The sequence below is a fragment of the Finegoldia magna genome (genome assembly GCF_002243175.1).
Classification (GTDB): Bacteria; Bacillota; Clostridia; order Tissierellales; family Peptoniphilaceae; genus Finegoldia; species Finegoldia magna_J.
Map to the genome: position 1 here is coordinate 274,197 of NZ_NDYF01000013.1, position 22,875 is coordinate 297,071.

At 35.4% G+C, this 22,875-nt stretch carries 24 protein-coding genes, 1 riboswitch and 1 other annotated feature; of the genes, 15 read left to right on the top strand and 9 right to left on the bottom strand.

The window, feature by feature from the left end; translation table 11 throughout:
- Window positions 1-89 precede the first annotated feature (89 nt).
- The 6 genes from thiC to B9N53_RS06485 all read right to left on the bottom strand — a co-directional run bounded on the left by thiC (window position 90) and on the right by B9N53_RS06485 (window position 6,080).
- On the bottom strand, window positions 90-1,391 hold the full coding sequence (gene thiC / locus B9N53_RS06460) for a phosphomethylpyrimidine synthase ThiC (RefSeq protein WP_094204200.1): 1,302 nt from the start codon (window positions 1,389-1,391) through the stop codon (window positions 90-92).
- Between the two features lie 66 nt (window positions 1,392-1,457).
- A riboswitch (TPP riboswitch) is annotated at window positions 1,458-1,552 on the bottom strand.
- A 19-nt stretch (window positions 1,553-1,571) separates the two neighbouring features.
- Window positions 1,572-2,486, bottom strand: coding sequence for a cyclic pyranopterin monophosphate synthase MoaC/MOSC-domain-containing protein (locus tag B9N53_RS06465; protein WP_094204201.1), 915 nt, complete (start codon window positions 2,484-2,486; stop codon window positions 1,572-1,574).
- Window position 2,487: 1 nt separating this feature from the next.
- Window positions 2,488-3,435, bottom strand: a complete 948-nt coding sequence (moaA, locus tag B9N53_RS06470) for a GTP 3',8-cyclase MoaA (protein WP_094204202.1) — start codon at window positions 3,433-3,435, stop codon at window positions 2,488-2,490.
- An 87-nt stretch (window positions 3,436-3,522) separates the two neighbouring features.
- Window positions 3,523-4,698 carry a hypothetical protein gene (locus B9N53_RS06475; RefSeq protein ID WP_094204203.1) on the bottom strand — a complete coding sequence of 392 codons (1,176 nt, stop codon included), beginning with the start codon at window positions 4,696-4,698 and terminating at the stop codon, window positions 3,523-3,525.
- 15 nt (window positions 4,699-4,713) lie between these two features.
- Window positions 4,714-4,995: a hypothetical protein gene (locus tag B9N53_RS06480; protein WP_094204204.1), complete on the bottom strand. Its 282-nt coding sequence runs from the start codon at window positions 4,993-4,995 to the stop codon at window positions 4,714-4,716.
- Window positions 4,996-5,318: 323 nt separating this feature from the next.
- Window positions 5,319-6,080, bottom strand: coding sequence for an AIM24 family protein (locus B9N53_RS06485; RefSeq protein ID WP_094204205.1), 762 nt, complete (start codon window positions 6,078-6,080; stop codon window positions 5,319-5,321).
- A gap of 134 nt (window positions 6,081-6,214) precedes the next feature.
- Here B9N53_RS06485 and B9N53_RS06490 point away from each other — a divergent pair, with 134 nt between their 5' ends.
- Together B9N53_RS06490 and B9N53_RS06495 are read left to right on the top strand one after the other, a co-directional pair.
- Complete coding sequence (locus B9N53_RS06490) at window positions 6,215-7,471, top strand: hypothetical protein (RefSeq protein ID WP_094204206.1); 1,257 nt, start codon at window positions 6,215-6,217, stop codon at window positions 7,469-7,471.
- Between the two features lie 193 nt (window positions 7,472-7,664).
- Window positions 7,665-9,023, top strand: coding sequence for a YjiH family protein (locus B9N53_RS06495; protein ID WP_094204207.1), 1,359 nt, complete (start codon window positions 7,665-7,667; stop codon window positions 9,021-9,023).
- Window positions 9,024-9,062: 39 nt separating this feature from the next.
- Here B9N53_RS06495 and B9N53_RS06500 read toward each other — a convergent pair whose 3' ends face one another.
- Entirely contained in the window at window positions 9,063-9,716 is a 654-nt protein-coding gene (locus B9N53_RS06500) for a hypothetical protein (RefSeq protein WP_094204208.1), read from the bottom strand.
- 328 nt (window positions 9,717-10,044) lie between these two features.
- The gene (locus tag B9N53_RS09500) at window positions 10,045-10,170 is read right to left on the bottom strand and encodes an LDCC motif putative metal-binding protein (RefSeq protein ID WP_002839787.1); all 126 of its coding nucleotides are present in this window, start codon (window positions 10,168-10,170) and stop codon (window positions 10,045-10,047) included.
- A 178-nt stretch (window positions 10,171-10,348) separates the two neighbouring features.
- On the opposite strand from B9N53_RS09500, the gene B9N53_RS06505 reads away from it, so the two are divergent.
- The 13 genes from B9N53_RS06505 (at window position 10,349) to B9N53_RS06565 (ending at window position 20,689) form a co-directional block, all read left to right on the top strand.
- Window positions 10,349-10,753: a helix-turn-helix domain-containing protein gene (locus tag B9N53_RS06505; protein WP_094204209.1), complete on the top strand. Its 405-nt coding sequence runs from the start codon at window positions 10,349-10,351 to the stop codon at window positions 10,751-10,753.
- A 121-nt stretch (window positions 10,754-10,874) separates the two neighbouring features.
- Window positions 10,875-11,468, top strand: a complete 594-nt coding sequence (locus tag B9N53_RS06510) for a helix-turn-helix domain-containing protein (RefSeq protein ID WP_094204210.1) — start codon at window positions 10,875-10,877, stop codon at window positions 11,466-11,468.
- 23 nt (window positions 11,469-11,491) lie between these two features.
- Window positions 11,492-12,325, top strand: a complete 834-nt coding sequence (locus B9N53_RS06515) for an IS3 family transposase (RefSeq protein WP_094204211.1) — start codon at window positions 11,492-11,494, stop codon at window positions 12,323-12,325.
- A gap of 121 nt (window positions 12,326-12,446) precedes the next feature.
- Window positions 12,447-12,908, top strand: a complete 462-nt coding sequence (locus B9N53_RS06520) for an ImmA/IrrE family metallo-endopeptidase (protein ID WP_242432431.1) — start codon at window positions 12,447-12,449, stop codon at window positions 12,906-12,908.
- 10 nt (window positions 12,909-12,918) lie between these two features.
- Entirely contained in the window at window positions 12,919-14,337 is a 1,419-nt protein-coding gene (locus B9N53_RS09590) for a Y-family DNA polymerase (protein WP_094204212.1), read from the top strand.
- Window positions 14,327-14,662: a hypothetical protein gene (locus B9N53_RS06530; RefSeq protein WP_094204213.1), complete on the top strand. Its 336-nt coding sequence runs from the start codon at window positions 14,327-14,329 to the stop codon at window positions 14,660-14,662. The genes B9N53_RS09590 and B9N53_RS06530 overlap by 11 nt, the downstream gene beginning before the upstream one ends.
- Window positions 14,663-14,664: 2 nt before the next feature.
- Window positions 14,665-14,964 carry a DUF5960 family protein gene (locus B9N53_RS06535; protein WP_094204214.1) on the top strand — a complete coding sequence of 100 codons (300 nt, stop codon included), beginning with the start codon at window positions 14,665-14,667 and terminating at the stop codon, window positions 14,962-14,964.
- A 96-nt stretch (window positions 14,965-15,060) separates the two neighbouring features.
- Window positions 15,061-15,286: a binding site (T-box leader), on the top strand.
- Window positions 15,287-15,337: 51 nt separating this feature from the next.
- The gene (locus tag B9N53_RS06540) at window positions 15,338-15,874 is read left to right on the top strand and encodes a 2-oxoacid:acceptor oxidoreductase family protein (RefSeq protein ID WP_094204215.1); all 537 of its coding nucleotides are present in this window, start codon (window positions 15,338-15,340) and stop codon (window positions 15,872-15,874) included.
- Window positions 15,855-16,148, top strand: coding sequence for a 4Fe-4S binding protein (locus B9N53_RS06545; RefSeq protein ID WP_158520790.1), 294 nt, complete (start codon window positions 15,855-15,857; stop codon window positions 16,146-16,148). Before B9N53_RS06540 ends, B9N53_RS06545 begins: the two co-directional genes overlap by 20 nt.
- Complete coding sequence (porA, locus tag B9N53_RS06550) at window positions 16,145-17,290, top strand: pyruvate ferredoxin oxidoreductase (RefSeq protein WP_094204217.1); 1,146 nt, start codon at window positions 16,145-16,147, stop codon at window positions 17,288-17,290. The genes B9N53_RS06545 and porA overlap by 4 nt, the downstream gene beginning before the upstream one ends.
- Window positions 17,283-18,176 carry a thiamine pyrophosphate-dependent enzyme gene (locus B9N53_RS06555; RefSeq protein WP_094204218.1) on the top strand — a complete coding sequence of 298 codons (894 nt, stop codon included), beginning with the start codon at window positions 17,283-17,285 and terminating at the stop codon, window positions 18,174-18,176. The genes porA and B9N53_RS06555 overlap by 8 nt, the downstream gene beginning before the upstream one ends.
- The gene (locus B9N53_RS06560) at window positions 18,169-19,524 is read left to right on the top strand and encodes a phenylacetate--CoA ligase family protein (RefSeq protein ID WP_094204219.1); all 1,356 of its coding nucleotides are present in this window, start codon (window positions 18,169-18,171) and stop codon (window positions 19,522-19,524) included. The genes B9N53_RS06555 and B9N53_RS06560 overlap by 8 nt, the downstream gene beginning before the upstream one ends.
- A 1-nt stretch (window position 19,525) precedes the next feature.
- Complete coding sequence (locus B9N53_RS06565; RefSeq protein WP_094204220.1) at window positions 19,526-20,689, top strand: pyridoxal phosphate-dependent aminotransferase; 1,164 nt, start codon at window positions 19,526-19,528, stop codon at window positions 20,687-20,689.
- A 700-nt stretch (window positions 20,690-21,389) separates the two neighbouring features.
- Here B9N53_RS06565 and pepD read toward each other — a convergent pair.
- Window positions 21,390-22,805, bottom strand: a complete 1,416-nt coding sequence (gene pepD / locus B9N53_RS06570) for a beta-Ala-His dipeptidase (RefSeq protein ID WP_094204221.1) — start codon at window positions 22,803-22,805, stop codon at window positions 21,390-21,392.
- Between the last annotated feature and the right edge of the window lie 70 nt (window positions 22,806-22,875).

Here is a 22,875-nt window from a genome sequence, read left to right on the forward strand (position 1 = left end):
CGAATATTTTTTTATTTCGTTCAAATTTAAAACAACCACCAAGATATTCTTGATGGTTGAATTCATAAAATTATCTAAATCAATTTTTTCTAAATTAAATTGACATCTTCCCCGTTCAATACTTTCTTCACAGTTCTCATTGAACACATTTTGCCGCACATTGTGCAGCTATCTTCTTCGATTGGTTGAGATTCTTTTCTGTATTTTTTTGGTTTTTCGCTGTCAATTGCAAGTTCGAACATTTTTTCCCAATCCAAGTTGAATCGGGCTCTGCTCATTTCGTCGTCTCTTTCTTTTGCTCCAGGGATTTTCTTTGCGATATCTCCAGCATGGGCTGCAATCTTAGTAGCGATGATTCCTTCTTTCATATCTTCCAAGTTAGGAAGTCTCAAATGTTCTGCCGGAGTTACATAGCACAAGAAATCAGCTCCAGTACTTGCTGCGATTGCACCACCAATTGCTGATGTGATGTGGTCGTATCCCGGTGCAATGTCTGTAACCAAAGGTCCCAACACGTAGAATGGTGCATTGTTGCAGATTGTTTTTTCGATTTTCATGTTCGCTTCGATTTGGTCGATTGGAACGTGGCCTGGTCCTTCAATCATTACTTGGACATTTTTTTCGTAGGCTCTTTTTGCCATTCTGGATAAATTGATTAGCTCTTGAATTTGCAAATCATCTGTCGCATCATTGATGCAACCCGGTCTTAAAGCATCTCCCAAGCTAAGTGTGACGTCGTATTTTTCGCAGATTTCAAGTACATCGTCGTATCTTGTTACAAGTGGGTTTTCCTTGTTATTAGCAATCATCCACGCGAATAATAATGATCCACCACGTGATACGATTTTTGTAATTCTGTCTGTTGTTTTCAAATGTTCAGCGATATCTCTTGTAAGTCCAACGTGAATTGTAATGAAATCCACACCGTCTTTTGCGTGTTGTTCCACAACTTGTAAGAATTCTTCTTCAGTGATATCCTTCAATTCTTTATCTAACATTCCAACGCAATCGTACATCGGAACACTTCCAATCATTGCAGGAGAATAGTCTATAAGCTCTTCTCTGAACTGTCTAGTCTTTCCGTAATTTGACAAATCCATTATCGCTTCTGCGTCCATGTCGATTGCCACTCTAACTTTTTCCATTTCCTTTTCAATGTTGTAGCAATCTTTTGAAATTCCCAAGTTCACGTTGATTTTAGTCTTCAAACCTTCACCAACACCGTGAGCATCCAATGATTTGTGGTTTTTGTTTGCAGGAATAACCACATATCCTTTTTCAACTTTTTCTCTAAGAATTTCTACGTCTATATTTTCTTTTTCCGCTACTCTTTTCATTTCTTTTGTAATGATTTTCTTTTTTGCAGCATCTAATTGAGTTGTATATTCCATAAATACCTCCTATGTTGATTTGGAGACTGGAAAAAAATAACGGATACATAACCCATGTATCCGCAAAAAACATTCTAAGTTCTTCCCTTCGCATGCATTATCATGAGCAGGTATAAGGGTTTCTAAAAAGATCTCAGCGTAAAGCACCCCCAGACTCCGAATATATTATAACACAAACTTTTAATTTAATTCTACAAGCTTGATTTTGTCGTTTTTCTTAATAATTCCGCCCTTTAAAACTTTGCAGAAAATTCCTTCCGTTGGCATAATACAATTGCCGACTTTTTGTTTTATCGCACAACCTTTGTGACATTCTTTTCCGATTTGTGTAACTTCTAGAACACATTCTCCAATCGTCAACACTTGACCGACAGGAAGTGTAAATAGTTCAATGTTTCTCGTTGTAATATTTTCAGCGAAATCTCCGTCTTTCAAATCAAGACCCATTTCTCGCATTTTATTGATGGATTCTTCTGCCAAAAGCGACACTTGTCTGTGCCAATTTCCAGCGTGTGCATCTCCAGCCAATCCGTGATCCACTCTAAGTTCTGCAAATTCTACAGGAGTTTTCACAGCGCCTTTTTTCTCACTGATATTCACATCGATTACAACCGCCTCATCACTGTCGACACTTCTGTTGTAAACGCCGCTTTTACCGCCTTCTTTGTGAAGTAACTCAACATTTGTAATTCGCATTGAACGGTCAATAGCCTTGCACATATCGTAAATCGTAAGAGCCGCCACACTTGCAGCCGTCAAACTTTCCATCTCAATTCCTGTTTTTGATTCGGTGTTTGATTGGACGAAAATATCTATAAAATCATCTGCTAATTCGAATTTAACATCAACACCTGTGATGAAAATATTGTGACACATTGGAATAATTTCCGATGTTTTCTTCGCAGCCATAATCGCAGCAGTTTGTGCGACACTCAAAACGTCGCCTTTTTTGATGGATTTTTCTGTGATTTTTTGCATAGTTTCTTTTTTCATATAAATCCTACTATGAGCCACAGCAACTCTTTTAGTAGTTTCCTTTTCAGATACATCCACCATTCTTGGCAAACCATCTTCGTTAAAATGAGTTAAATCCACATTAACCTCCTATAGTATTCATATCCCTTTTGTTGAAGTTACCTTCTTCGAGATAATGTCTTTCTGGTTTATTGTATATTTCTTGTGTAATAATTTGTCGTATATCCTCATCATTTCGAATACAATCTTTCAAATTAATCGACTTATTAGAATGCAAACACATCAGCAAATTGCCCTTGCAATCCAACCTAACTCTGTTACATTCTGAGCAGAATTTGTGAGAAATCGGATTGATAAATCCCACAATCACACCATTTGGATTGGTGTAATATTCTGCAACCTTCGATTTTTTTGAATCGGTGTCAATTTTTTGAAGATTGCCGATTTTTTTGATAATTTCTTCGTTTGACACGTAATCATCAGATTTTCCAATCGCTTCACCAATTGGCATCAGTTCGATAAATCTTACAATCACACCATTCTCTGCGAATTTCACAAAATCTTCTATCTCATCGTAGTTGAAATGTCTCATCACAACGGTGTTGATTTTAATTGGTTTCATATCCATTTGTTTTAATTTTTCGATGGATTTCAGTACCTTTTTCAAATCTCCACCACGCGTTATGTCACGAAATTTATCCGCATCCAAAGTATCCAGCGAAATATTGAATCTGTCCACGCCACTTTCCTTTAAATCGTCAGCCATGTCGTACAATTTGATGGCGTTGGTAGTCATGCAGATTTCTTCAATTCCCATGTCCTTGATGCCTTTTACCAAATCCAATATTCCGTTTCTAACAAGAGGTTCTCCTCCAGTTAAACGCACTTTTTTTATTCCCAAATCTTTGAAAACTTCTACGATTTTCAAAGTTTCATCTATAGTTAGAATTTCGTCGTGATTCAAATGCGTGATTCCTTCTTCTGGCATGCAATATTTGCATCTCAAATTGCACTTGTCAGTCACCGAAATTCTCAAATAATCTATCTTTCTTCCGAGAGCGTCTTTCATTTTACCACCTTTGTATATTATATCATATAACGCTTAAGGGTAAAAAATTCCCCAACTTGATTTCTCAAATTGGGAAATTCGTTCAAATTATTCTTTTAATAAAAGTTCCTTTGCTTTTTCTAATCTTTCTTTCATAGAATTGATGTGGGATTCAGACACGTTATCTTGATCGGACAATCTCTTGATACCTTCTTGCAAAATATCAATTTCGTTGTCGTAATCCTTCATGCTTCTGTACACACTGGCATAAGAGCTGTAAAGTGCAGGAGTACACAATCCGTTTTCACGAGCAGTGTCGTAATTTTTGATTGCAGATTGGAAGTGAGAATCCTTTCTGAATTTTTCTCCTTCGTTCCAATATCTCAAACCTTCCTTCGCACCCTTCGCTGGATCGTCCAAATTTTTGATATCAAACACAGCAACCCTACTGTTGTGTGGGTGAATTACAACTTCTTTTGTAGTCTTGATTTTATTGAAAATCTCATCCAAGTTATCCTTGTTCTTTTCTTTTAATTTCTTCAACACATCCATCATGTGATATACAGGAATTTTCTTAGAAAGTTTTTCTTGGGCTTTATCTTCGTATTCCTTAACCTTTGCAATGGAATCATCTCCAATGTAAATCCAAGCAGTTACATCATTTGCAAATTGGTCATCGACGATTTTAATGTTTTCGTGTTCCAACAAAGATTTTGTTTGGTTCAAATATTTATCCAAATCATCCTTGTAAATGTTCGCGATAATTTCATCATCAACGCCCTTTTCAACTAAGTACACAGACTTCAAATTATCCAAGTCAACTTTTTCGAAATCATCATAATCCATATCCAAATAATGTTGTTCATATTCAGCAACATATAACACCGGTGCTTGTTCAAATCTATAGTTTGGTGTAGTTTCTGACTTTAACAATCCCGATTTTCTAGTAATCATATTAGGAGTCACACGATTGATAATCACATTGTCAGTTTCTTTCAACACTCTCTTCAATTCTTCTTGTTGCAAATCGCGAGCTTCATCTTCTTCCAAGTTGTCCTTGATGATTTTCGATTCCACATCTAATTTTTCCTTGATTCTTTCTCCGTGATAACTTTCAAATCCGAAAGACTTAGAATCCTCACCATAACCATAACCAACGTAGAAGATTTCTCCAGTGTCCTTTACACTCCATTCAAAAACATACCAATCATTTTTGTGAGCTTGACTGTTAGTTTCCTTTTCTTCTGAAGAAAAAACGCTTTTTAATTTATCAAATATACCCATAATATCCTCCAAATTTTAAATAATACGATACATCAAATAAAGTCCCGCTAAAATGATTAAAATGAAAAACAAAATATCGAAATCTCTATTTTTAATCGCTGCCAACATCTCCAAAACCATCAACATCAACACAATAGCTATAGAAGCATAGATGAAAATGCTTGATAACGGTGATATCAAAACGCTTACAAGTTTCGGATAACTCATTCTAAGTTTCAATTCCATAATAAATAGAATTACACCCACAATAATCGTCCTAAATTCGTATTTGTATAATTTGTTTCTCAATTTATTCATAGTAGTGCCTCCCAAGATGTTCTTTACATTACTTTGAATATACTTTTCTTTATTATACCATATTCGTTTTGTCCGAATAAAAAAACGCGAAAATTTTTGCAAACTTTCACGATTTTTTCTATACAAAGTAAATAACAAACCTTAATGCACGAATATCTAGACTACACAAATTGAAGATTTCATAATCTCAAAATCCTAAAATCGTAAGCACGCTAACGCTTACGCAAATGCGATTTTGACGGATTTTTTCGATTTGAAATCAAAACAATTTATTCCGTATGATATTCTTAGCATTAACGGTTTGCTATTAAATACTCACCATTTTATTCCAAAACTGGTGCCATTAGAACTTTTCCAGTTCCTCTGTACACATTCACAAGTCCTTCGCCGCTTGTCGCAGAACCTATCAATGATTTTCCAGCTCTTTCAACTGTAAAATTCAATGAGCCACTCCAAGCAATCGCCATATTTCCATCTATCTTCAACACGTCATTTTCAAGCGTTATTTCAATCAATTCTTCTCTTGGTACATAAGATTCCAACGCGACAATTCCCGTTCCATGTAATCCTAAGTTGAATAGACCTTCGCCACCTGCAACAGCCGATGAAATATTAGATTGCATAATAGCTTTGTGTTCCAATTCAGAATCACAAGCCAAGAACAATCCATCTTCTATTATGATTTCGTTGTTCCAATCATCTGCATCCAACAATAAAATGTGCTTGTATGTCGGTTCCAACACCAAAAGCCCGTCTCCTGTGTATTCTGGTTTTATGGCACCTTCACCCGTTACAGAACCACGCAAAGCTTTTTTGAAGAAATCTCCAGCTCCTTTTATTCCAGTAGTTGAGCTGACATTTCCTAGCATCCATTGCATAGCACCTGCTTGCACAGTTATGTTTGATTTGGAAACATCACACACCAATTGTCTTCTTCTGACATTCATTTCAGATGCAAAGTAAGAGCTTTGTGCTTGTTCGTAATCAACCGACAAATCCCTCTTGTATTCTACAACTTTAAACGCTCCATTTTGTTCTTTGATTATGACATCATCATTATCTTCAAAATTTTTAACTTTAAACATATAGCACCTCTTTTCATGAATATTATACCATATTGTTCAATTCGCTAATTTGCTTTTTGTAAAATTTGTTATATAATTACATCTTGGCTATTTTTAAATTTTATTATATAATTTTACAAAAGAAGGAGAGAACTATGAAAAAGAAAATATTAAGCACATCCCTTGCATACGTCGCAGTGCTAACTGGCGCTGGCCTTGCAAGTGGACAAGAAATCTTGCAATATTTCACAGCTTATGGCAAATCTGGTTTGTGGACTGCGCTATTTGTTTTGTTGTTGCATACATTTATTGGAGCGATTATTTTAGAGTTGGGTTCGTATTATTTTGCAGATGAACACAGCGATGTTTTGGACGAGATAGCATCCAAAAAATTCACTAGAATTTTCGACATTTTACTTATTTTGACAGGATTTATAATCGGATTCGTAATGCTATCAGGTGCAGGATCCAATCTCAACCAACAATTCGGACTAGCTCCATGGATAGGGTCTTTGATTTGCGCACTACTTGTAATTTTCGTGGGAATGATGGATTTTGAAAAAGTTACAAGAATTATCGGAGCATTCACGCCAATTATCGTTGCGTTAATTTTAATCGCATCGGTCTATACAATTATAAAATTTGACGGAAGTTTTGACCAATTAGATCCAATTGCAAGAACTATTCCGAAAAATTTCGGCAATCCTTGGCTTTCTGTAGTGAACTATTTTTCATTGTGTATGATGGTTGGTTTAAGTACGGCGTTTGCAATCGGTGGCAATCACGTTTTATCAGAAGAGGCCAAAATTAGTGGATTGTTGGGAGGATTTATCACAGGAACAGTAACAGCTCTTTTGGCAGTTGTACTATTCATGAGAGTCGATATATTAAAAGATGCAGATCTTCCAACACAAACTCTAATCGAAGAAATCAATCCAGTTTTAGGTTTGATAATGAGTTTTGTAATATTTGGAATGATTTTCAACACAGCTATCGGCTTGTATTATTCGTTAGCTAAAAGAGCTTCCAAGGACAATCCTACAAAATACAAAATGTATTTGATTGGATTTGTAACGATAGGATTTTTCCTAAGCTTTTTAGGATTCAGAAAACTTATCAGCATCACATACCCTATAATTGGTTACGCCGGAATAATTTTGATAATATTCTTGATTTACGCATACATTAGAGATTTCCAAAAAATCAAAAAAGAATCCAAAAGAAGATTCAAAATCTTGGATTTATTGGAAAAGAAATATGACGACGATCAACATTACAGTAAAAAAGATGAACGAAAAGTAAAATCCATGATTGAAGATTCTAACTTGGACAACAAAGTTTTGAAAGAAGAAATGGAAACAATGGCTGAAGAAAATCAATCAAATGATGATGAAGAAGATACTGAAGAATAATTTACGGGCTACTATATCGGTAGCCTTTTTTTGTTGGAGATTTTGTAGATTAGATATTCGTGCTAGAGGATTTTTCTAATTCTTCGTGCCATATGATTTCTTGCTTCTCCTAATTAATTTTATTTGTTATTTTCTTGCATCATATTTTCATAAGTGTTATACTAGTTGAAATATTTTAAAGCGAGGAGATAATATGAAAACCAACAAAAAATCACTACTGAATTTTCTGATTCCATCGATTATCGGGATAATTATCTTCATGATTCCCGTAAAATTCGATGGCGAATGGACTATAATTGTCAAAATTTTCGCTGATTTTATAGCCAAAACCATCGGCGATTATCTGCCAGCACTTTGCACAATAATAATTACGATATCTTTTGTAATGAGTGTTTTGGCAAGTTTCAATGTAAAATTCATCAAGAAAAACAAACTTTTAGATCAAACATTTTCTGTAACGCCTGTCTGGCTAGTACTTAGAATTCTAGGATTTATAGTCGTGTGGATGGTTGTGTTAAAGGACAAGCTTAACCTTGGGCCGTTTTTCGATATGATAGTTGCCGATGAATCTGCGACATTTATACTCAACGATTTGTTGACATCACTTGTAATTATTTTCGTAATAGCAAGCATGCTTCTTCCACTTTTATTAGATTTCGGACTTTTGGAATTTATCGGTGCGATTTTCACAAAAATAATGCGCCCAGTATTTTTGATTCCTGGACGTGCCGCAGTAGATTGCATCACAAGTTGGATTGGAGATGGAACATTGGGTGTCATGCTGACTTCAAACCAATACGAATCTGGATATTATTCTGCAAAAGAAGCTGCAATTATTTCTACGAATTTCTCTGCAGTTTCCATCACATTCAGCCTTATCGTTTTATCCCAAGTTGACATGGTCGACTATTTCGGAGTGTACTACCTTTTGGTCTGCTTAGTTGGAATTGTCTGTGCGATTATAGTCCCAAGAATTCCACCATTATCACTCAAAAAAGACGACTACGTTGTAGACTCTAATCATGATAACGAAGATATTGCAGAGAATTATTCTTCATCGGTACAATACGGACTAGATTTGGCAATCAAACGTGCAGAGTCTCACAAAGGAATCGGAGAATTTTTGAAAAACGGAATCGAAAACGCATTTGGAATGTGGTTTTCAGTAATGCCGATTGTTATGATAATCGGAACAGCATCACTTGTACTTGCAAACAACACGCAAGTTTTTGAAATCTTGGGCAAGCCTTTCTTGCCACTGTTGAATTTTCTGAAAGTTCCAGAAAGTTTGGAAGCCTCTAAGACAATGATTGTAGGATTCAGCGACATGTTCACACCATCCATCATCGCTGCAAGCACAATTCAATCACAAATGACCAAGTTCATAGTAGCGACAATCTCCGTAACACAATTGATCTATCTATCAGAAGTCGGTGGACTAATCCTCGCTTCATCAATCCCAGTTAATTTGTTCGAATTATTCGTCATTTTTATCGAACGAACAATAATCTCACTTTTGATCGTAGTCCCAATCGCACATTTGTTGTTTTAAATAAACAAAACCAGAGAATGATTCTCTGGTTTTTTTGATTTATTCATTTAAAAATTTATCAATACATTCGGCTATTTCAACTGGCTTTTCAGTGTGAAAATTGTGTGATGTATTTGGGATAAATAATGATTTTATATTTTCTTGATTATTATTTTTCTCTATCTTGTTTTTCTTATATTCATATAAATCATCTGGTGTATCGGCTAATAACAACAGCGTCTTTACTTTTATATCCATATCAAAAATATCCTTATCTTCTTTGAACTTTATATAAAGTAAATTAGAAATTGTGTCAGCATTCATCTCAAGACTATTTTCTTTTATATACCTTCTACTAAATTCAACTTCTTTTTCAACTGTTGTTTTCGTGAAATCATTCGTAATTATTGCGCCATCTAAAATAATTAGTTTATCTGGTTTTATCCTTTCAATATTTCTAACCAATAAATCTGCACCTAGTGAATATCCAATAACTATAGAATTTTTCGGTATCTGAGTTTCTATCCATTTTTCAAAATCTTCTTCGTTTTCTACCTTCACATCTATATTAGAAAATTGTCCAGGTAAATTGATATATTCAATAGTATAACTGAATTTATTTAATTCAATTTCAAGCTCATTTACGTTTGATGTATCACATCCTAAACCAGATAACATATATATTTTTTTCGTTACTTCTTTTGTATGATTCATATTTATTCTATTATCCACTTAATTGTAACAGTCTCTTCCTTTTTCCTTTACGTGAATAGTCCTTTCCATAATAATCTCCTTTTGTTAATAAATTTCTCGTTAGATATAAGATTCAGTAATAATTTCATATATTCATCCTATCTTCTTAATCATTATTATACCAAAAAAATTATTATTCAGAATTACACTATTTTATCTCTGCAAAAAATAAAGCAAAAGTTTGATCCCTTTAGTTCTAATTGTGCATAATTTAATTTATGAAATTCAATTATTCATTTATTCACATATAAAAATCGGACTTGAATTATCAAATCCGATTCGTGATGTTCTATTTGTCTTTTTTGTTCATTGTGCAACAGTCCAATCTTTCTTCTCCAAAAGTATTTTTATTTTCGTTGCCCAATTTTTTCAAAAATTCTTCAAAATTTTTCTTTATTTTATTAAAAATTTTCATTTGATCACTACCTTTTTAGTTTCAATGTCAACTTTTTTACATTTATATTATACATCTATTGAGTTTCATTTTCAAATCCCACAAAAATTTGACGTGATTGGAAGTTTAAATTATAATATTAGTAGTTAAAGTTCATATTTTGTATTTGAACTTCTAATTTCATTTATGGAGGAAATCAATGAGCTTTGGTGCTAAATTAAAACAACTCAGAGAAGACAGAGGTCTTACGCAGACGGAACTTGCAGACAAGCTTGGCGTGACTTTGAAGACTATAAGCAACTACGAAACGAAGGGCACTCGCCCACGCACGCAAGATATGTACAAGAAAATTGCGGAATTTTTCAATGTCGACATCAATTTTTTGTTGACTGTCGAGGATAATTTCGTGCTGGATTCTGCTAAAAAATTCGGGTATTCTGGTAAGAAGGATGCTGAGAATTTGGTGGATAATTTGTCGAGGCTTTTCGCTGGTGGTTCTCTTCCAGAAGAGGACAAGGACAAACTTTTCAACGCGATTGCTGAAGCCTATTACGAAGCCAAGTTGGAGAATAAAAAATACGGAAAACACAAGAATAAAAGGTAGTTTATGTACAATAGATGGATATACGATAAGGTAAATAATTTGGTTGAAAAATACCACACCAGAAATGAACTGACCCCCAAAAGTTAGACCTAAAAACTAACTTAAGGAGGTCAGTTTTTTAATGGCAAAATATAGCACAGAATTCAAAACGAAAATAGTAAAAGAATATTTAGAATCTAACAGTTCATATCAAAATTTAGTAAATAAATATTGTATACCGGATAAAAGCATGATAAGAAGATGGGTATGCGCATACAAATCTCAAGGCATAGAAGGACTAAAAGTAAAAAGAAAAAATACCAAATACCCTTTGGAATTCAAGTTGAATGTAGTAAACTTGTACTTAACAGGAGAAATGTCCTATCAAAGCCTTGCAAACGAATTAAAGATAAGCAATCCAGCGATAATAACAAGATGGGTAAATGACTTTAGAAAACAAGGAATAGAAGGACTAAAACCCAAAAAGAGAGGAAGACCTTCAAAAATGCCAAAGTCAACAAATAAATCAAAAGATATCAAAGTAGATTCATCAGAAAAATTAACTAATTTAGAAGATAATTCATTAACACAGGCACAATTAAAAGAAAAAATAAAGAAATTAGAAGAAAAAAACTATTGGCTTCAATTAGAAAATGATGCAATTAAAAAAAAGATAGAATTGTCTCAAATGACAGATGCAGAAATAAGACAATTACTGAAACAATCGGGATTTTAAGAAATAAATACAAATTAAAAGACTTGTTAAAATACTTCAATCTTCCAAAATCAACATATATGTATTGGCAAAAACGCATAAATAGCCCAAATAAAGATATGGAAATAGAAAACAAAATACTCAAAATTAGAAAAGAAAATCCAAACTATGGATACAGAAGAATAACTGCGATGTTAAAAAGATTAGGACTAAAAATAAACAAAAAGAAAGTACAAAGATTAGTTCAAAATCTAAAACTTCAAGTAAAAAGTTTTTCAAGAAAATCAAGAAAATACTCATCCTACAAAGGACAAGTAGGGAAAGTAGCAGACAACAAAATAAAAAGAAACTTTAAAGTAGAAAAACCATATACACAAATAACAACTAACACAACAGAATTCAAGTATTTTGAAAAAGATAAATCAGGGACCTACCAAATAAAGAAACTTTATCTAAATCCATATTTAGATATGTACAACAGTGAAATACTAAGCTATGAAATATCGAAACAACCAACTCTAGAACCAATCCTAAAAGCCTTAAACAAAGCCATAGAAATAACTAACAAAACAAAAGAAAAAAGAATATTTCACTCAGATCAAGGCTGGGCATACCAAATAGATCAATACACATCAAAACTAGAATCTAACGGTATCACTCAATCCATGTCAAGAAAAGGAAATTGCTTAGATAACTCTCCAATGGAAAACTTCTTTGGAATATTAAAACAAGAAGTATACTACGGAAATAAATTCTATTCATACGAACACTTAAAACAAACAATAGAAGATTTCATAAAATATTACAATGAAGAAAGGATAAAAGAAAAACTAGGATATTTATCACCAGTAGAATATAGAAAATTAAATGCGGCTTAGCTTCGATTTCCCCTAGTGGAAATCTTTAGAACAAAAAAACCAGAGACAAATATTTTTAAATGTCTCTGGTACAAAGTCCAACTTTTTGGGGTCACTTTAAAATCCCGAGGAGTTTTTGGATTTGTTGGGAATTAAGCTTCATTATATCGATAGTCCGTCCAAACTTTTTGGTGTGTATCAGGTAATTCTTCGAAACAGGGTTATTTTGATTGCGAATAACATCGGAAGTTTGAAAAAAATCGTACTGGCTCACGAGATTGGCCACGACCAACTCCACAGGAAATACTGCATTGATGGTCACGCTTTTCATGAGAACAAGGTGTTCAATCCTACGGATGTTTTTGAAAATGAGGCGAATATTTTCGCGGCTCATCTTTTGATTTTTGATGAAGATTTGATTAAAACTATGCGCGAGTACACCGACGACAAGACTACGGCATACAAGCTGGGTGTGGATATTAATTTGTTGAATTTGAAAATATCTGAAATGGTGAAGCTGAACAAGTTTCCTTCTGATATTGGCTATATTGAAAATCCAAAATCTACTTTTTTGGAAGATTACAGTCCGTTGGATGACGAGTAAGGAGGTTGTTATGGGACTTATAGATTACTCTTTGGAGCCAAAATCTGATATTGCTTTTGTGGATATCAAAAGTTTTTACGCGAGTGTTGAATGCGTCAAGAGAAATCTGAATCCCTTGACAACTTCTCTCTGCGTTATGAGTAATTCCGACAATGCGAGTGGATTAATTCTTGCAAGTTCTCCCACTTTCAAGAAAGTTTTTGGAAAGAAGAATGTCGGCAGGGCTTTTGATTTGCCTTTTCATATCCATGATAGGAAGTTTAACTTCCAATTAGCTCTCAGACAGAATTTACCAATAACTGATTCATATATCAATTACATCGAAACGCGGGCGAAAAACACCGTCATCGTTCCTCCAAGAATGGCCTTGTACATTGAAGAAAATTTGAAAATCCAGAAGATTTTTATGAATTACGCAGCGAAAGACGAGATTCTTCCCTATTCTATCGATGATGGGTTTATCGATTTGACTACTAGTTTAAATTATTTCGTTCCCGACACAACAATCTCGCGTAAGGACAAATTGGATTTGATATCTTCTAGAATCCAAAACGAAATCAGAAACAAAACTGGTTTGTACTCTACAGTTGGAATGAGTAATTCCAATCCTCTGTTGGCTAAGCTTGCGCTGGACAACGAAGCTAAGAAAACTGTGAATATGAGGGCGAATTGGTCTTACGAAGATGTAGAACAAAAAGTGTGGAACATTCCTGATTTAACAGATTTTTGGGGAATCGGCGAAAGAACGAAAAGAAGGCTGAATAAATTGTGTATTTTCTCGGTGAGAGATCTCGCAAATTCCAATCCAGATATTTTGAAACGAGAATTCGGAATTATGGGCGTGCAGTTATGGTTTCACGCGAACGGCGTAGATGAATCCAAAGTCACACAACCTTACAAAGAAAAATCCAAGGGACTGGGCAATTCACAAGTTCTTCCCAGAGATTACTCCAAGAAAAGTGAAATCGAAATAGTTATCAAAGAAATCGCAGAACAAGTTGCTATAAGAATTAGAAGAATCAGAAAGAAAGCGACTGTGGTGTCGATTTATGTTGGATATTCCTACAAGGAAAACAAAAAATCCATCCACGCACAAAAAACCATCCCCCCTTCCCAATCAACAGCAGGACTAACAGCTCATGTTATGGATTTGTTTCACAAGAAATATCAGGGAGGATCTGTGAGAAGACTTGGCGTAAGTTATGAAAATTTGGTGGACGAAGCGTGCATATCATTTTCACTTTTCGAAGACATTGAGAAAATAGAAAAGCAGAAGAATTTGGAATCTGCAATCGATGAAATCAGAGACAAATACGGATTCACTTCCATTCAAAAAGCGACATCTCTCATGGAAGGATCGCGTGTTATCGAACGAAGCAAACTAATTGGAGGCCACTGCGGTGGAATGGACGGCACTTATGATTATTAGAAATTATCTTCCCTACAAATCAGCCAGGGAATATTGCGACAGAAAAATGGCGAAATGGATGGGATTTTTCCTGTCAGAGCACACGACAGCACTACATTCGATGACTGAAAATGTAAGCGTACAATCGTTGGGTGCGAGTAGCTTGCTTTTACTGATAAGCCAAGCTTTTCTGAATGATTTTACAGTCGAAATCTTCATCCAAAACAACAAATCATACGTAGGGACAATCTACGATTTTTTCGAAGACAAGATATATTTTGAAAGCGACGGTCAAATGATAGAGATAAAATTCGACAATATTTTGAACATTAATTTGATGGAGTAATTATGAATACATTACACAAAAATACTTTTCAATTCGATTATTTTTCGGACAATTTCATAGCTTTCGAGAAAGATTTTTACAAATACGCAAACATCAACGTGCCACTTACATTCTTGACAGACGACATTTTAGAACACATGGTGTCTACAAAAAATGATTATTTCAGGATAACCGCGAAAAACTGCAAGGATAACCGCGACCACTATTTTATCTTCAGGAAAAATTTCGCAAAAGAAAACAAATCCATAATTCTTTTTGAATACATCTGCCACAAAGCGCAATCGGAACTTAAAGATTTATAAGATAATTGTTAAATTTGCACGTAATATGTTATTATTTTATAAATTTTTCAAAAAAAGCTTGACAATATTTTCTTACGAATGTATAATGATTAAAAATCAAACCTACAGAAAAGAAGAGTAGTCATAAATAGATTTTACAGAGAAGCTCCATTTGGTGAGAGGAGCAAATTGATGTTATGGTGAACATGGTCTTTGAGGGGACAGTTCGATATTAGGACTGTACGGCGACTTCCGTTATCATGAGTTAGAGCTTGATGGAGCTTGAAGTGGTGTATTTTTACATACACAAAAAAGGTGGTACCGCGGATATTTCGCCCTTTCTATTAGAAATAATAGAAAGGGCTTTTTTTATTATAAAAATTAGGAGGAGATTATGATTGAAATAACTTTTAGAGGAAGAGGTGGACAAGGAGCGTTCACTGCATCAAAAATAATTGGAAATGCATGTGTAAAACAAGACAACTTGTACTCGTTGGCTTTCCCAACGTTTGGTCCTGAAAGAAGAGGCGCTCCAGTGAGTGCTTTTACAAAAATAGATACGAAAAAAATCGAAGACAGAACCCAAGTACAAAATCCAGATTATTTGGTTATACTCGACGAATCGCTGTTCGATGTAGGTGAATTAAAAAATCTTAAAGATTGCACAGTATTCATCAATTCTTCAAAAAAATTTGAAGAAAAAAATGTGATTTCTGTCGATGCAACCAAAATCGCACTGGATATTTTACATAAGCCGATTACAAATACTGCAATGATTGGGGCGTTGTTTTCCAAATTCGATGTAATTGACAAACAGAGCATTGTAGAAAGTTTCAAAGATAATTTGTCGCCATCAGTTGTGGACAAGAACGTAGAATTATTCGAAGAAGTTTTGAAAGAGGTGAATGAAAATGAAAAGACCAGAGCTTAAACAGTTCAATGGATTTGAAAAAATAGAAGATTATCCTTTGGGAACTTATTACGAAGCGGGTTTCCTCACAGTTACCAACGATTCGTACCGAAGTTTTGATTATTTCGTTGACAAGGACAAATGCAAAAACTGCTTGGAATGCTACTTGTATTGTCCAGATGGGACGATTGAAAAGCAAGACTCATACGTTAGTATTAACCAAGATTTTTGCAAGGGTTGCGGAATTTGCCAGAAGATTTGCAATTTCAATGCGATAGAAAGGAAAATAAAATGAGAAGATTTTTATCGGGAAATGAAGCTGTAGCAGAGGGCGTTAGATTATCGAAACCAAACGTAATCTCGGCCTACCCTATCACTCCACAAACTACAGTGGTTGAAAAATTATCGAAAATAGTAGAACAGAAACAGCTTGATTCTAGATTTGTGCACGTTGAAAGTGAACACTCTGCTCTATCTTGTGCAATTGGTGCAAGTGCAATCGGGGCGAGGACTTTCACAGCGACAAGTTCACAAGGACTGTTGTACATGGCGGAATGTCTTCCCTACGCTGCTGGCGGAAAATTCCCAATCGTTATGGTGAATGCAAATCGTTCAACTGCACTTCCTTGGAATATTTTTGGAGACCAACGAGATTCCTTGTCGCAATTAGATAGCGGTTGGATTCAAGTGTACGTGGAAGATGCACAAGAAGCTTTGGACACAGTGATTGAAGCGTATTACATAGCTGAACACAAGAAAGTCTCCACTCCAGTGATGATTAACTTGGATGGATTCGACCTCACACACACTTACGAACCTGTTGATGTTCCTGAAGCTAATGATGTGGATGAATTCTTACCGAAATTTGAAACAGAAAACAAATTCGATGTCGATCATCCAAGAAATTTGGGATTTTCAGTGGGACCAAGTGATAATTTGGAATGGAAAATCAGAGAAAACAAAGCAGTTGTGGATTCGTTGGAGATAATCGAAGAATCCAGAGCGAAATTCAAAAAAATTTTCAACAGAGACCACGGTGGTGTGATTGATTCCTACAAAGTTGAAGATGCAGATTACGTTTTGATTTCCATCGGATCAATCTCTGGATTAATCAGAAGTGTAGTAGATGAATTAAGAGAACAAGGAGAAAAAGTCGGATACTTGAAACTAAGATACATCAGACCTTTTCCAACAGAAAAATTGAGAAATGAACTTCAAAACACGAAAAGAATTGGAGTTTTGGAAAAAGATATTTCATTCGGACATTTTGGAACAGTCTACACTAATGTAAAATCAGTCACAGACATTGATTCACAAAACTTCGTGGGAGGACTTGGAGGACGAAATATCACACGAGATAACATCAAAGAGATTTTCCAAAATCTTAAACAAAATGGCGAAGAACTTAATTTTATAGGAGCGAAGTGCTATGAGTAACATAAACAAACGAACAATTACACAAGATGAATATTTTTACGGACACAAGGCATGTTCCGGTTGTGGCGCTGCCCTTGCAGTTAGAATCGCTTTGAAAGTTCTCGGAGATAGAGCAATTTCAGTTCTTCCAGCAGGTTGCATGTCGGCAGTTGGATTTAATTTTCCGCAATTAGCCTTCAAGAATAACTCGATTATTTCGACGTTCGCAGGAACTGGCTCCATGCTTTCTGGAATTTACGAAGGGGCGAAGGCTTTGGGGATTGAAGATTTGCAAATTGTAGGATTTGCAGGAGATGGTGCTACGGCAGACATTGGATTTCAAACATTATCCGCTGCAATCGACCGAGGTGACGATGTAATCTACATTTGCTACGACAACGAAGCCTACATGAACACAGGAATTCAAAAATCGTCCTTGACACCATTTGGCTCATCGACAACTACAACACCTGCAGGAAAAAACATCCACGGAAACACTCGCAACAAGAAAAATATTTTCGATATAATCGCAGCTCACGACATATCTTACGCAGCCACTGCATCAGTCGGCTACATTCAAGATTACATCGACAAAGTTGAGAAAGCATCCAAAATCCGTGGAACCAAATACATTCACGTCCTCTCCCCTTGTCCAGTCGGTTGGGGCACAAATACAGACGATACGATTGATTTGGCAAAAGAAATCGTGGACAATTGCATGTTCCCATTAGAAGAATACGAAAACGGAAAATATTCCATAAGAGAAATCAAAAATAGAAAAACAGTTCACGATTATATAAGAAAACAGCGAAGATACAAACATTTGACAGATGAAGAAATAGATTTAATTGAAGAAAACACAATCAAAAATTACGAAAACAAACTTAGGAGGAGCTATCATGATTAGAAACAACATCAAAGAAATTACAAAAGAAAAATTAGAAAGTTTAAGAACATCAAAATACTGGGAAGAAGAATTGGAAACGCTAAGCCGTGAAGAAATCGAAAAACTACAATTACACGAATTGAAAAACATATTGGTTCACGCTTACGAAAATTCAGAATACTACAGAAAAAGCTTCGACGAAAATTTGTTAGATCCATACGAATTTTCATCTCTTGAAGAACTTGCAAACTATCCATTTATCAACAAGAAAACAGAACGTGACACACAACACAAAGGAAGTTTTCTTGGACAAATGGCATGTACAAGTGAAGACGAAGTAGTGTTCATCTCCGCATCTTCTGGATCAACAGGAGTTCCTACGATTTCTCCATTCACACAACAAGACCTCGACGAATTTCAAAACGTAGAATCCAGATTTTTCTACCAAATCGGAATGAGAAAAAGGGACCGTTATGTTCACGCACTCAACTTCTCGTTATTTGTCGGAGGTCCTGATGTAATCGGAGCACAAAATGTCGGCGCACTTTGTATTTGGGCAGGAACTATTCCATCTGAAAAATTATTGAACATAATTGTAAATTACAAACCAACTATAATATGGACGACTCCTTCTTATGCGTGGTATTTGGGTGAAACTGCCAAAAAACACGGCTATGATCCAAAAGAATTATCGTTGAAGAAAATAATCGTTGCAGGAGAACCTGGCGGATCAATCAACGCCACAAGAGAAAAAATAGAGGAATTGTGGGATGCTGATTTGTATGATTTCTACGGATTAAGCGATATTTTCGGAGCGTGCGCTGCAATGTGTGAACAAAAAGATGGACTTCACATCGCTGAGGATCAAATCTTAGTTGAAGTAATCGATCCTGAAACTGGAAAAGTTTTACCAGAAGGTGAAGTCGGAGAATTGGTCTTCACATCTTTGAGAAAACAAGCAAGACCAATGATTAGATTTAGAACTGGAGACATCGGATATGTAAACAAACAAAGATGCAAATGTGGCAGAACATCTACAAGGATTTACATACAAGGAAGATTAGACGACATGTTCATAGTATCTGGAGTGAACGTATTTCCTTCAGATGTGGAACACGCAATCAGACAAGTCGAAGGAATCACTGGCGAATACAGAATCAGAATCTTCGACAAAAACCTCAGCACAGCTTACTCTGTTGAAGTTGAAAAAAACGACGACATCACAGATGTAGAAGCTTTGAGAGAAAATATATGGAAAGAATTGAAAGTTAGACTTGGTGTGAAACCTCACGAAATCATCATCCATGAAGACGGATATCTTCCAAGACAAACTCACAAAGCAAACAGAGTTATAGACGAAAGACAATAAAATGAAAAACTTATCAAATAGAGCGACAAGTTTCACAGAATCTGTCATCAGAAAAATGACACTTGTCGCCAACAAATACAATTCAATCAATTTGGCGCAAGGATTCCCAGAATTTGATCCGCCAGTTGAAATATTAAACAGATTACAAGAAATTTCTCTGACAGGCCCACATCAATATTCCATAACTTGTGGGGCGAAAAATTTGAGAGAAGCCATCGCAAAAAAACACGAAAAATTCACAGGAAACACCACTAACCCTGAAGAAAACGTCGTTGTGACATGCGGTGGTACAGAGGCAATGATGGCGAGCATGATGGCAATCACAAATCCTAGTGACAAAGTTATCATATTCTCTCCATTTTATGAAAACTACAAAGCCGACGCGATTTTGTCGGGGGCAAGTCCAATATTCGTAAAATTAAACCCTCCAAATTTTGATTTTGACATAGACGAATTGGAAAATGCATTCAAACAAAATCCGAAAGCCATCATCCTCTGCAATCCCTCTAACCCATCTGGAAAAGTATTCACCAGAGAAGAATTACAAATAATAGCAGATTTTGCAGAAAAATACGACACCTACGTCGTGACAGATGAAGTGTACGAACACATAGTCTACAAACCATACGTGCACACGTATTTTGCATCATTATCAAAAATGAAAGACAGAACCATCACCACGACATCTCTCTCCAAAACATACTCCATAACAGGTTGGAGACTTGGCTACACAATCGCAAACAAAGAAATCACACAAGCAATCAAATCAGTGCACGATTTTCTTACAGTCGGAGCAGCAGCCCCATTACAAGAAGCAGCGATAGTTGGACTTAATTTTGGTTACGAATACTACGAAAAACTACAAGAAAAATACACTCACAAAAGAGATATTTTTCTAAACGGATTAAAAGAAATCGGACTAGACTTCTACTGTCCACAAGGAACGTATTTCGTGATGGTCGACATATCCAAGTTCAATCGCAAATCAGACTATGATTTCTGCGTAGAATTGTCACAAAAAATCGGCGTAACACCAGTACCTGGTTCATCGTTTTTCAAAGACGATAACAACGATTATGTGAGATTTCATTTCGCCAAAAACGACGACACATTGATTGAGGCCATCAATCGACTTCGAAAAATCAACGATTTGTTGGTTTACTAAAATAAATCTACCTAATTTCAAATAAATACTCCTAAGCAATGACCGCGACATTAGTTGCGGTCTTGCTATGTTGTAAAATCTAAAGTAGTTCCAGTGTATACGAAAATAGACACCGATACGAACGAATATCTAGACTACAAAATTAGCAAATTCTAAGCTCATGAATCTAAAATCGAGAGCCTCGCTGACGCTCAAACAGTGCGATTTTTTAACGATTCACTTCGCTTGAATTTAGAACAATTTTTTCCGAATGATTCGCTTATTTACGATGTTTTTGGTTTGTTTCAATGCACACGCAGTAATTCGCTGAACATCTACGTTTTTCATGGAAAGGGGAACAATAAAAGTCGTAGCACATTCGTCTAGCTTACAAAAATTGGAAAATTCTAATCTCAAAATCCTAAAATTTGAAGCACGCTTCGCTTACGCGGTCAAATTTTGGACGGATTTTTTCGATTGAATTTTGCGCAATTTTTTCCAGATGACTCATTTAGCTACGATCTTTTTTGTTTGTTTCAATGCACAATTAACAAAGTTGATAATCTGCTTTTATTTCACTGAAATACAAAATCTTTAAACATCTATATTTCACAGCGACGGAAGACGCAAAAACCCTTATGCACACGACAACAAAATCGTCGATTTCTATGCATAAGGGTTTGTTTATCACAGTTTTTCTCTGTGATTTATTTTGTCAGAACTAAAGTCTTTCAAGAAGTGATTTCACAAATTCGTAAGTTCTTTGTGTAGATTCAATTGAAAGTCTTTCTTTAGGACTGTGAACGTCTTTCATAGTAGGTCCTATTGAGATCATTTCCATGTCTGGGAAAGTGTCGATGAATACTGCTGGTTCCAATGCAGCGTGGACTACTTCAACCTTCATTTCTTTTCCAAACAAATCTTTGTAAGTTTCAAGCGCCAAGTTTCTCAATTCAGAATCTTTTGCGAACGCCCATGGTTTGTAATAATCTTCCTTCTTAACTTCAAATCCGTATTTTTCATAAACTTTTGACACATCTTCAGTGTGTGCATCGAAAGTTTCTGGGTTTGAACTTCTAAGAGAAATAGTAACCTTCAATACATCGTCTTTTATTTCAAAAATCGCCAAGTTGTTGGAACATTCAACGATATCTGGGTATTCTTTCATCATGCTGTAAACTCCGTGAGGAACATCTTCTATGAAAGATAAGATATCGTCCTTGTCTTTGTCATCCAAAACTTTTTCTGCGTTATCGCATTTTTCAATCTTGACTCTCATATCCTTATCTAATGGATATTTTGCAATCAAATCAAAAAAATCAATATCGTAATCGTCTTCGTTAGAACTGAATACAACCTTCGCATCTCTTGGAATAGCGTTGTGTTTTGTTCCACCTTCGATGCTAACAAGTGCTACAGGTGATTTTTCTTCGATTAACTTCAAAGCTTCACGCGCAAACTTGATGGAGTTACCTCTTTGTTGGTGAATTTCCATTCCTGAGTGACCACCAAGCATGTTGTTGATGTTCATCACAAAAGTGTTTTTCATTTTATTGTCCACGTAATTTAGCTTTTTCGTACCAATTATATTGTGTCCACCTGAACAACCAGACAACAAAATTCCTTCAACTTCGGCGTCAATATTCAAAAGTTTTCTGCCATTGATATTTTCCCTCTTCAAAGCTCTTGCACCAACCATTGTAGTTTCTTCATTAGTAGTAACCAACAATTCAAGCGCTGGATGCTTAGCGTCCTTGTCTTCCATAATCGCAAGGCCAATCGCACTTGCGATACCATCATCTGCACCTAAAGTAGTGCCTTCTGTTTTAACCCAATCACCGTCAACAACTAGTGGAATAGGATCTGTCAAAAAGTCGTGGTCAACGCCGTCAGCTTTTTCTGCAACCATATCCATATGACCTTGAATTACAACTGAAGAATGATCCACATAATCAGGATGAGCTGGTTTTCTGATAATAATGTTGTTGCTTTCGTCTTGAATAGTTTCAAGTCCCAAATCTTTTCCAGTCTTGTACAAGAAATCACTCACTGCTTGTTCATTTCCAGATTCTCTTGGAATTTTAGTCAATTCTTCAAAATAATGAAACACTCTTTCCGGTTTTAAATTTTCTAACATATTTTCTCCTTTTTGTTCAAATTACTGTTCAAACAAACACATTCTTTGAGATTAACCCAAAGAATGTGTT

Excerpts from the sequence above, each read along its gene's own strand:
- B9N53_RS09500 (WP_002839787.1), bottom strand. The coding sequence starts at position 10,170 with ATGAAAATTTTTAATAAAATAAAGAAAAATTTTGAAGAATTTTTGAAA.
- B9N53_RS06535 (WP_094204214.1), top strand. The coding sequence starts at position 14,665 with ATGAATACATTACACAAAAATACTTTTCAATTCGATTATTTTTCGGAC.
- B9N53_RS06500 (WP_094204208.1), bottom strand. The coding sequence starts at position 9,716 with ATGAATCATACAAAAGAAGTAACGAAAAAAATATATATGTTATCTGGT.
- B9N53_RS09590 (WP_094204212.1), top strand. The coding sequence starts at position 12,919 with ATGGGACTTATAGATTACTCTTTGGAGCCAAAATCTGATATTGCTTTT.
- B9N53_RS06530 (WP_094204213.1), top strand. The coding sequence starts at position 14,327 with ATGATTATTAGAAATTATCTTCCCTACAAATCAGCCAGGGAATATTGC.
- thiC (WP_094204200.1), bottom strand. The coding sequence starts at position 1,391 with ATGGAATATACAACTCAATTAGATGCTGCAAAAAAGAAAATCATTACA.
- B9N53_RS06505 (WP_094204209.1), top strand. The coding sequence starts at position 10,349 with ATGAGCTTTGGTGCTAAATTAAAACAACTCAGAGAAGACAGAGGTCTT.
- B9N53_RS06565 (WP_094204220.1), top strand. The coding sequence starts at position 19,526 with ATGAAAAACTTATCAAATAGAGCGACAAGTTTCACAGAATCTGTCATC.
- B9N53_RS06490 (WP_094204206.1), top strand. The coding sequence starts at position 6,215 with ATGAAAAAGAAAATATTAAGCACATCCCTTGCATACGTCGCAGTGCTA.
- B9N53_RS06495 (WP_094204207.1), top strand. The coding sequence starts at position 7,665 with ATGAAAACCAACAAAAAATCACTACTGAATTTTCTGATTCCATCGATT.
- B9N53_RS06485 (WP_094204205.1), bottom strand. The coding sequence starts at position 6,080 with ATGTTTAAAGTTAAAAATTTTGAAGATAATGATGATGTCATAATCAAA.
- pepD (WP_094204221.1), bottom strand. The coding sequence starts at position 22,805 with ATGTTAGAAAATTTAAAACCGGAAAGAGTGTTTCATTATTTTGAAGAA.
- B9N53_RS06540 (WP_094204215.1), top strand. The coding sequence starts at position 15,338 with ATGATTGAAATAACTTTTAGAGGAAGAGGTGGACAAGGAGCGTTCACT.
- B9N53_RS06545 (WP_158520790.1), top strand. The coding sequence starts at position 15,855 with ATGAAAAGACCAGAGCTTAAACAGTTCAATGGATTTGAAAAAATAGAA.
- B9N53_RS06510 (WP_094204210.1), top strand. The coding sequence starts at position 10,875 with ATGGCAAAATATAGCACAGAATTCAAAACGAAAATAGTAAAAGAATAT.
- B9N53_RS06475 (WP_094204203.1), bottom strand. The coding sequence starts at position 4,698 with ATGGGTATATTTGATAAATTAAAAAGCGTTTTTTCTTCAGAAGAAAAG.
- porA (WP_094204217.1), top strand. The coding sequence starts at position 16,145 with ATGAGAAGATTTTTATCGGGAAATGAAGCTGTAGCAGAGGGCGTTAGA.
- moaA (WP_094204202.1), bottom strand. The coding sequence starts at position 3,435 with ATGAAAGACGCTCTCGGAAGAAAGATAGATTATTTGAGAATTTCGGTG.
- B9N53_RS06560 (WP_094204219.1), top strand. The coding sequence starts at position 18,169 with ATGATTAGAAACAACATCAAAGAAATTACAAAAGAAAAATTAGAAAGT.
- B9N53_RS06555 (WP_094204218.1), top strand. The coding sequence starts at position 17,283 with ATGAGTAACATAAACAAACGAACAATTACACAAGATGAATATTTTTAC.
- B9N53_RS06480 (WP_094204204.1), bottom strand. The coding sequence starts at position 4,995 with ATGAATAAATTGAGAAACAAATTATACAAATACGAATTTAGGACGATT.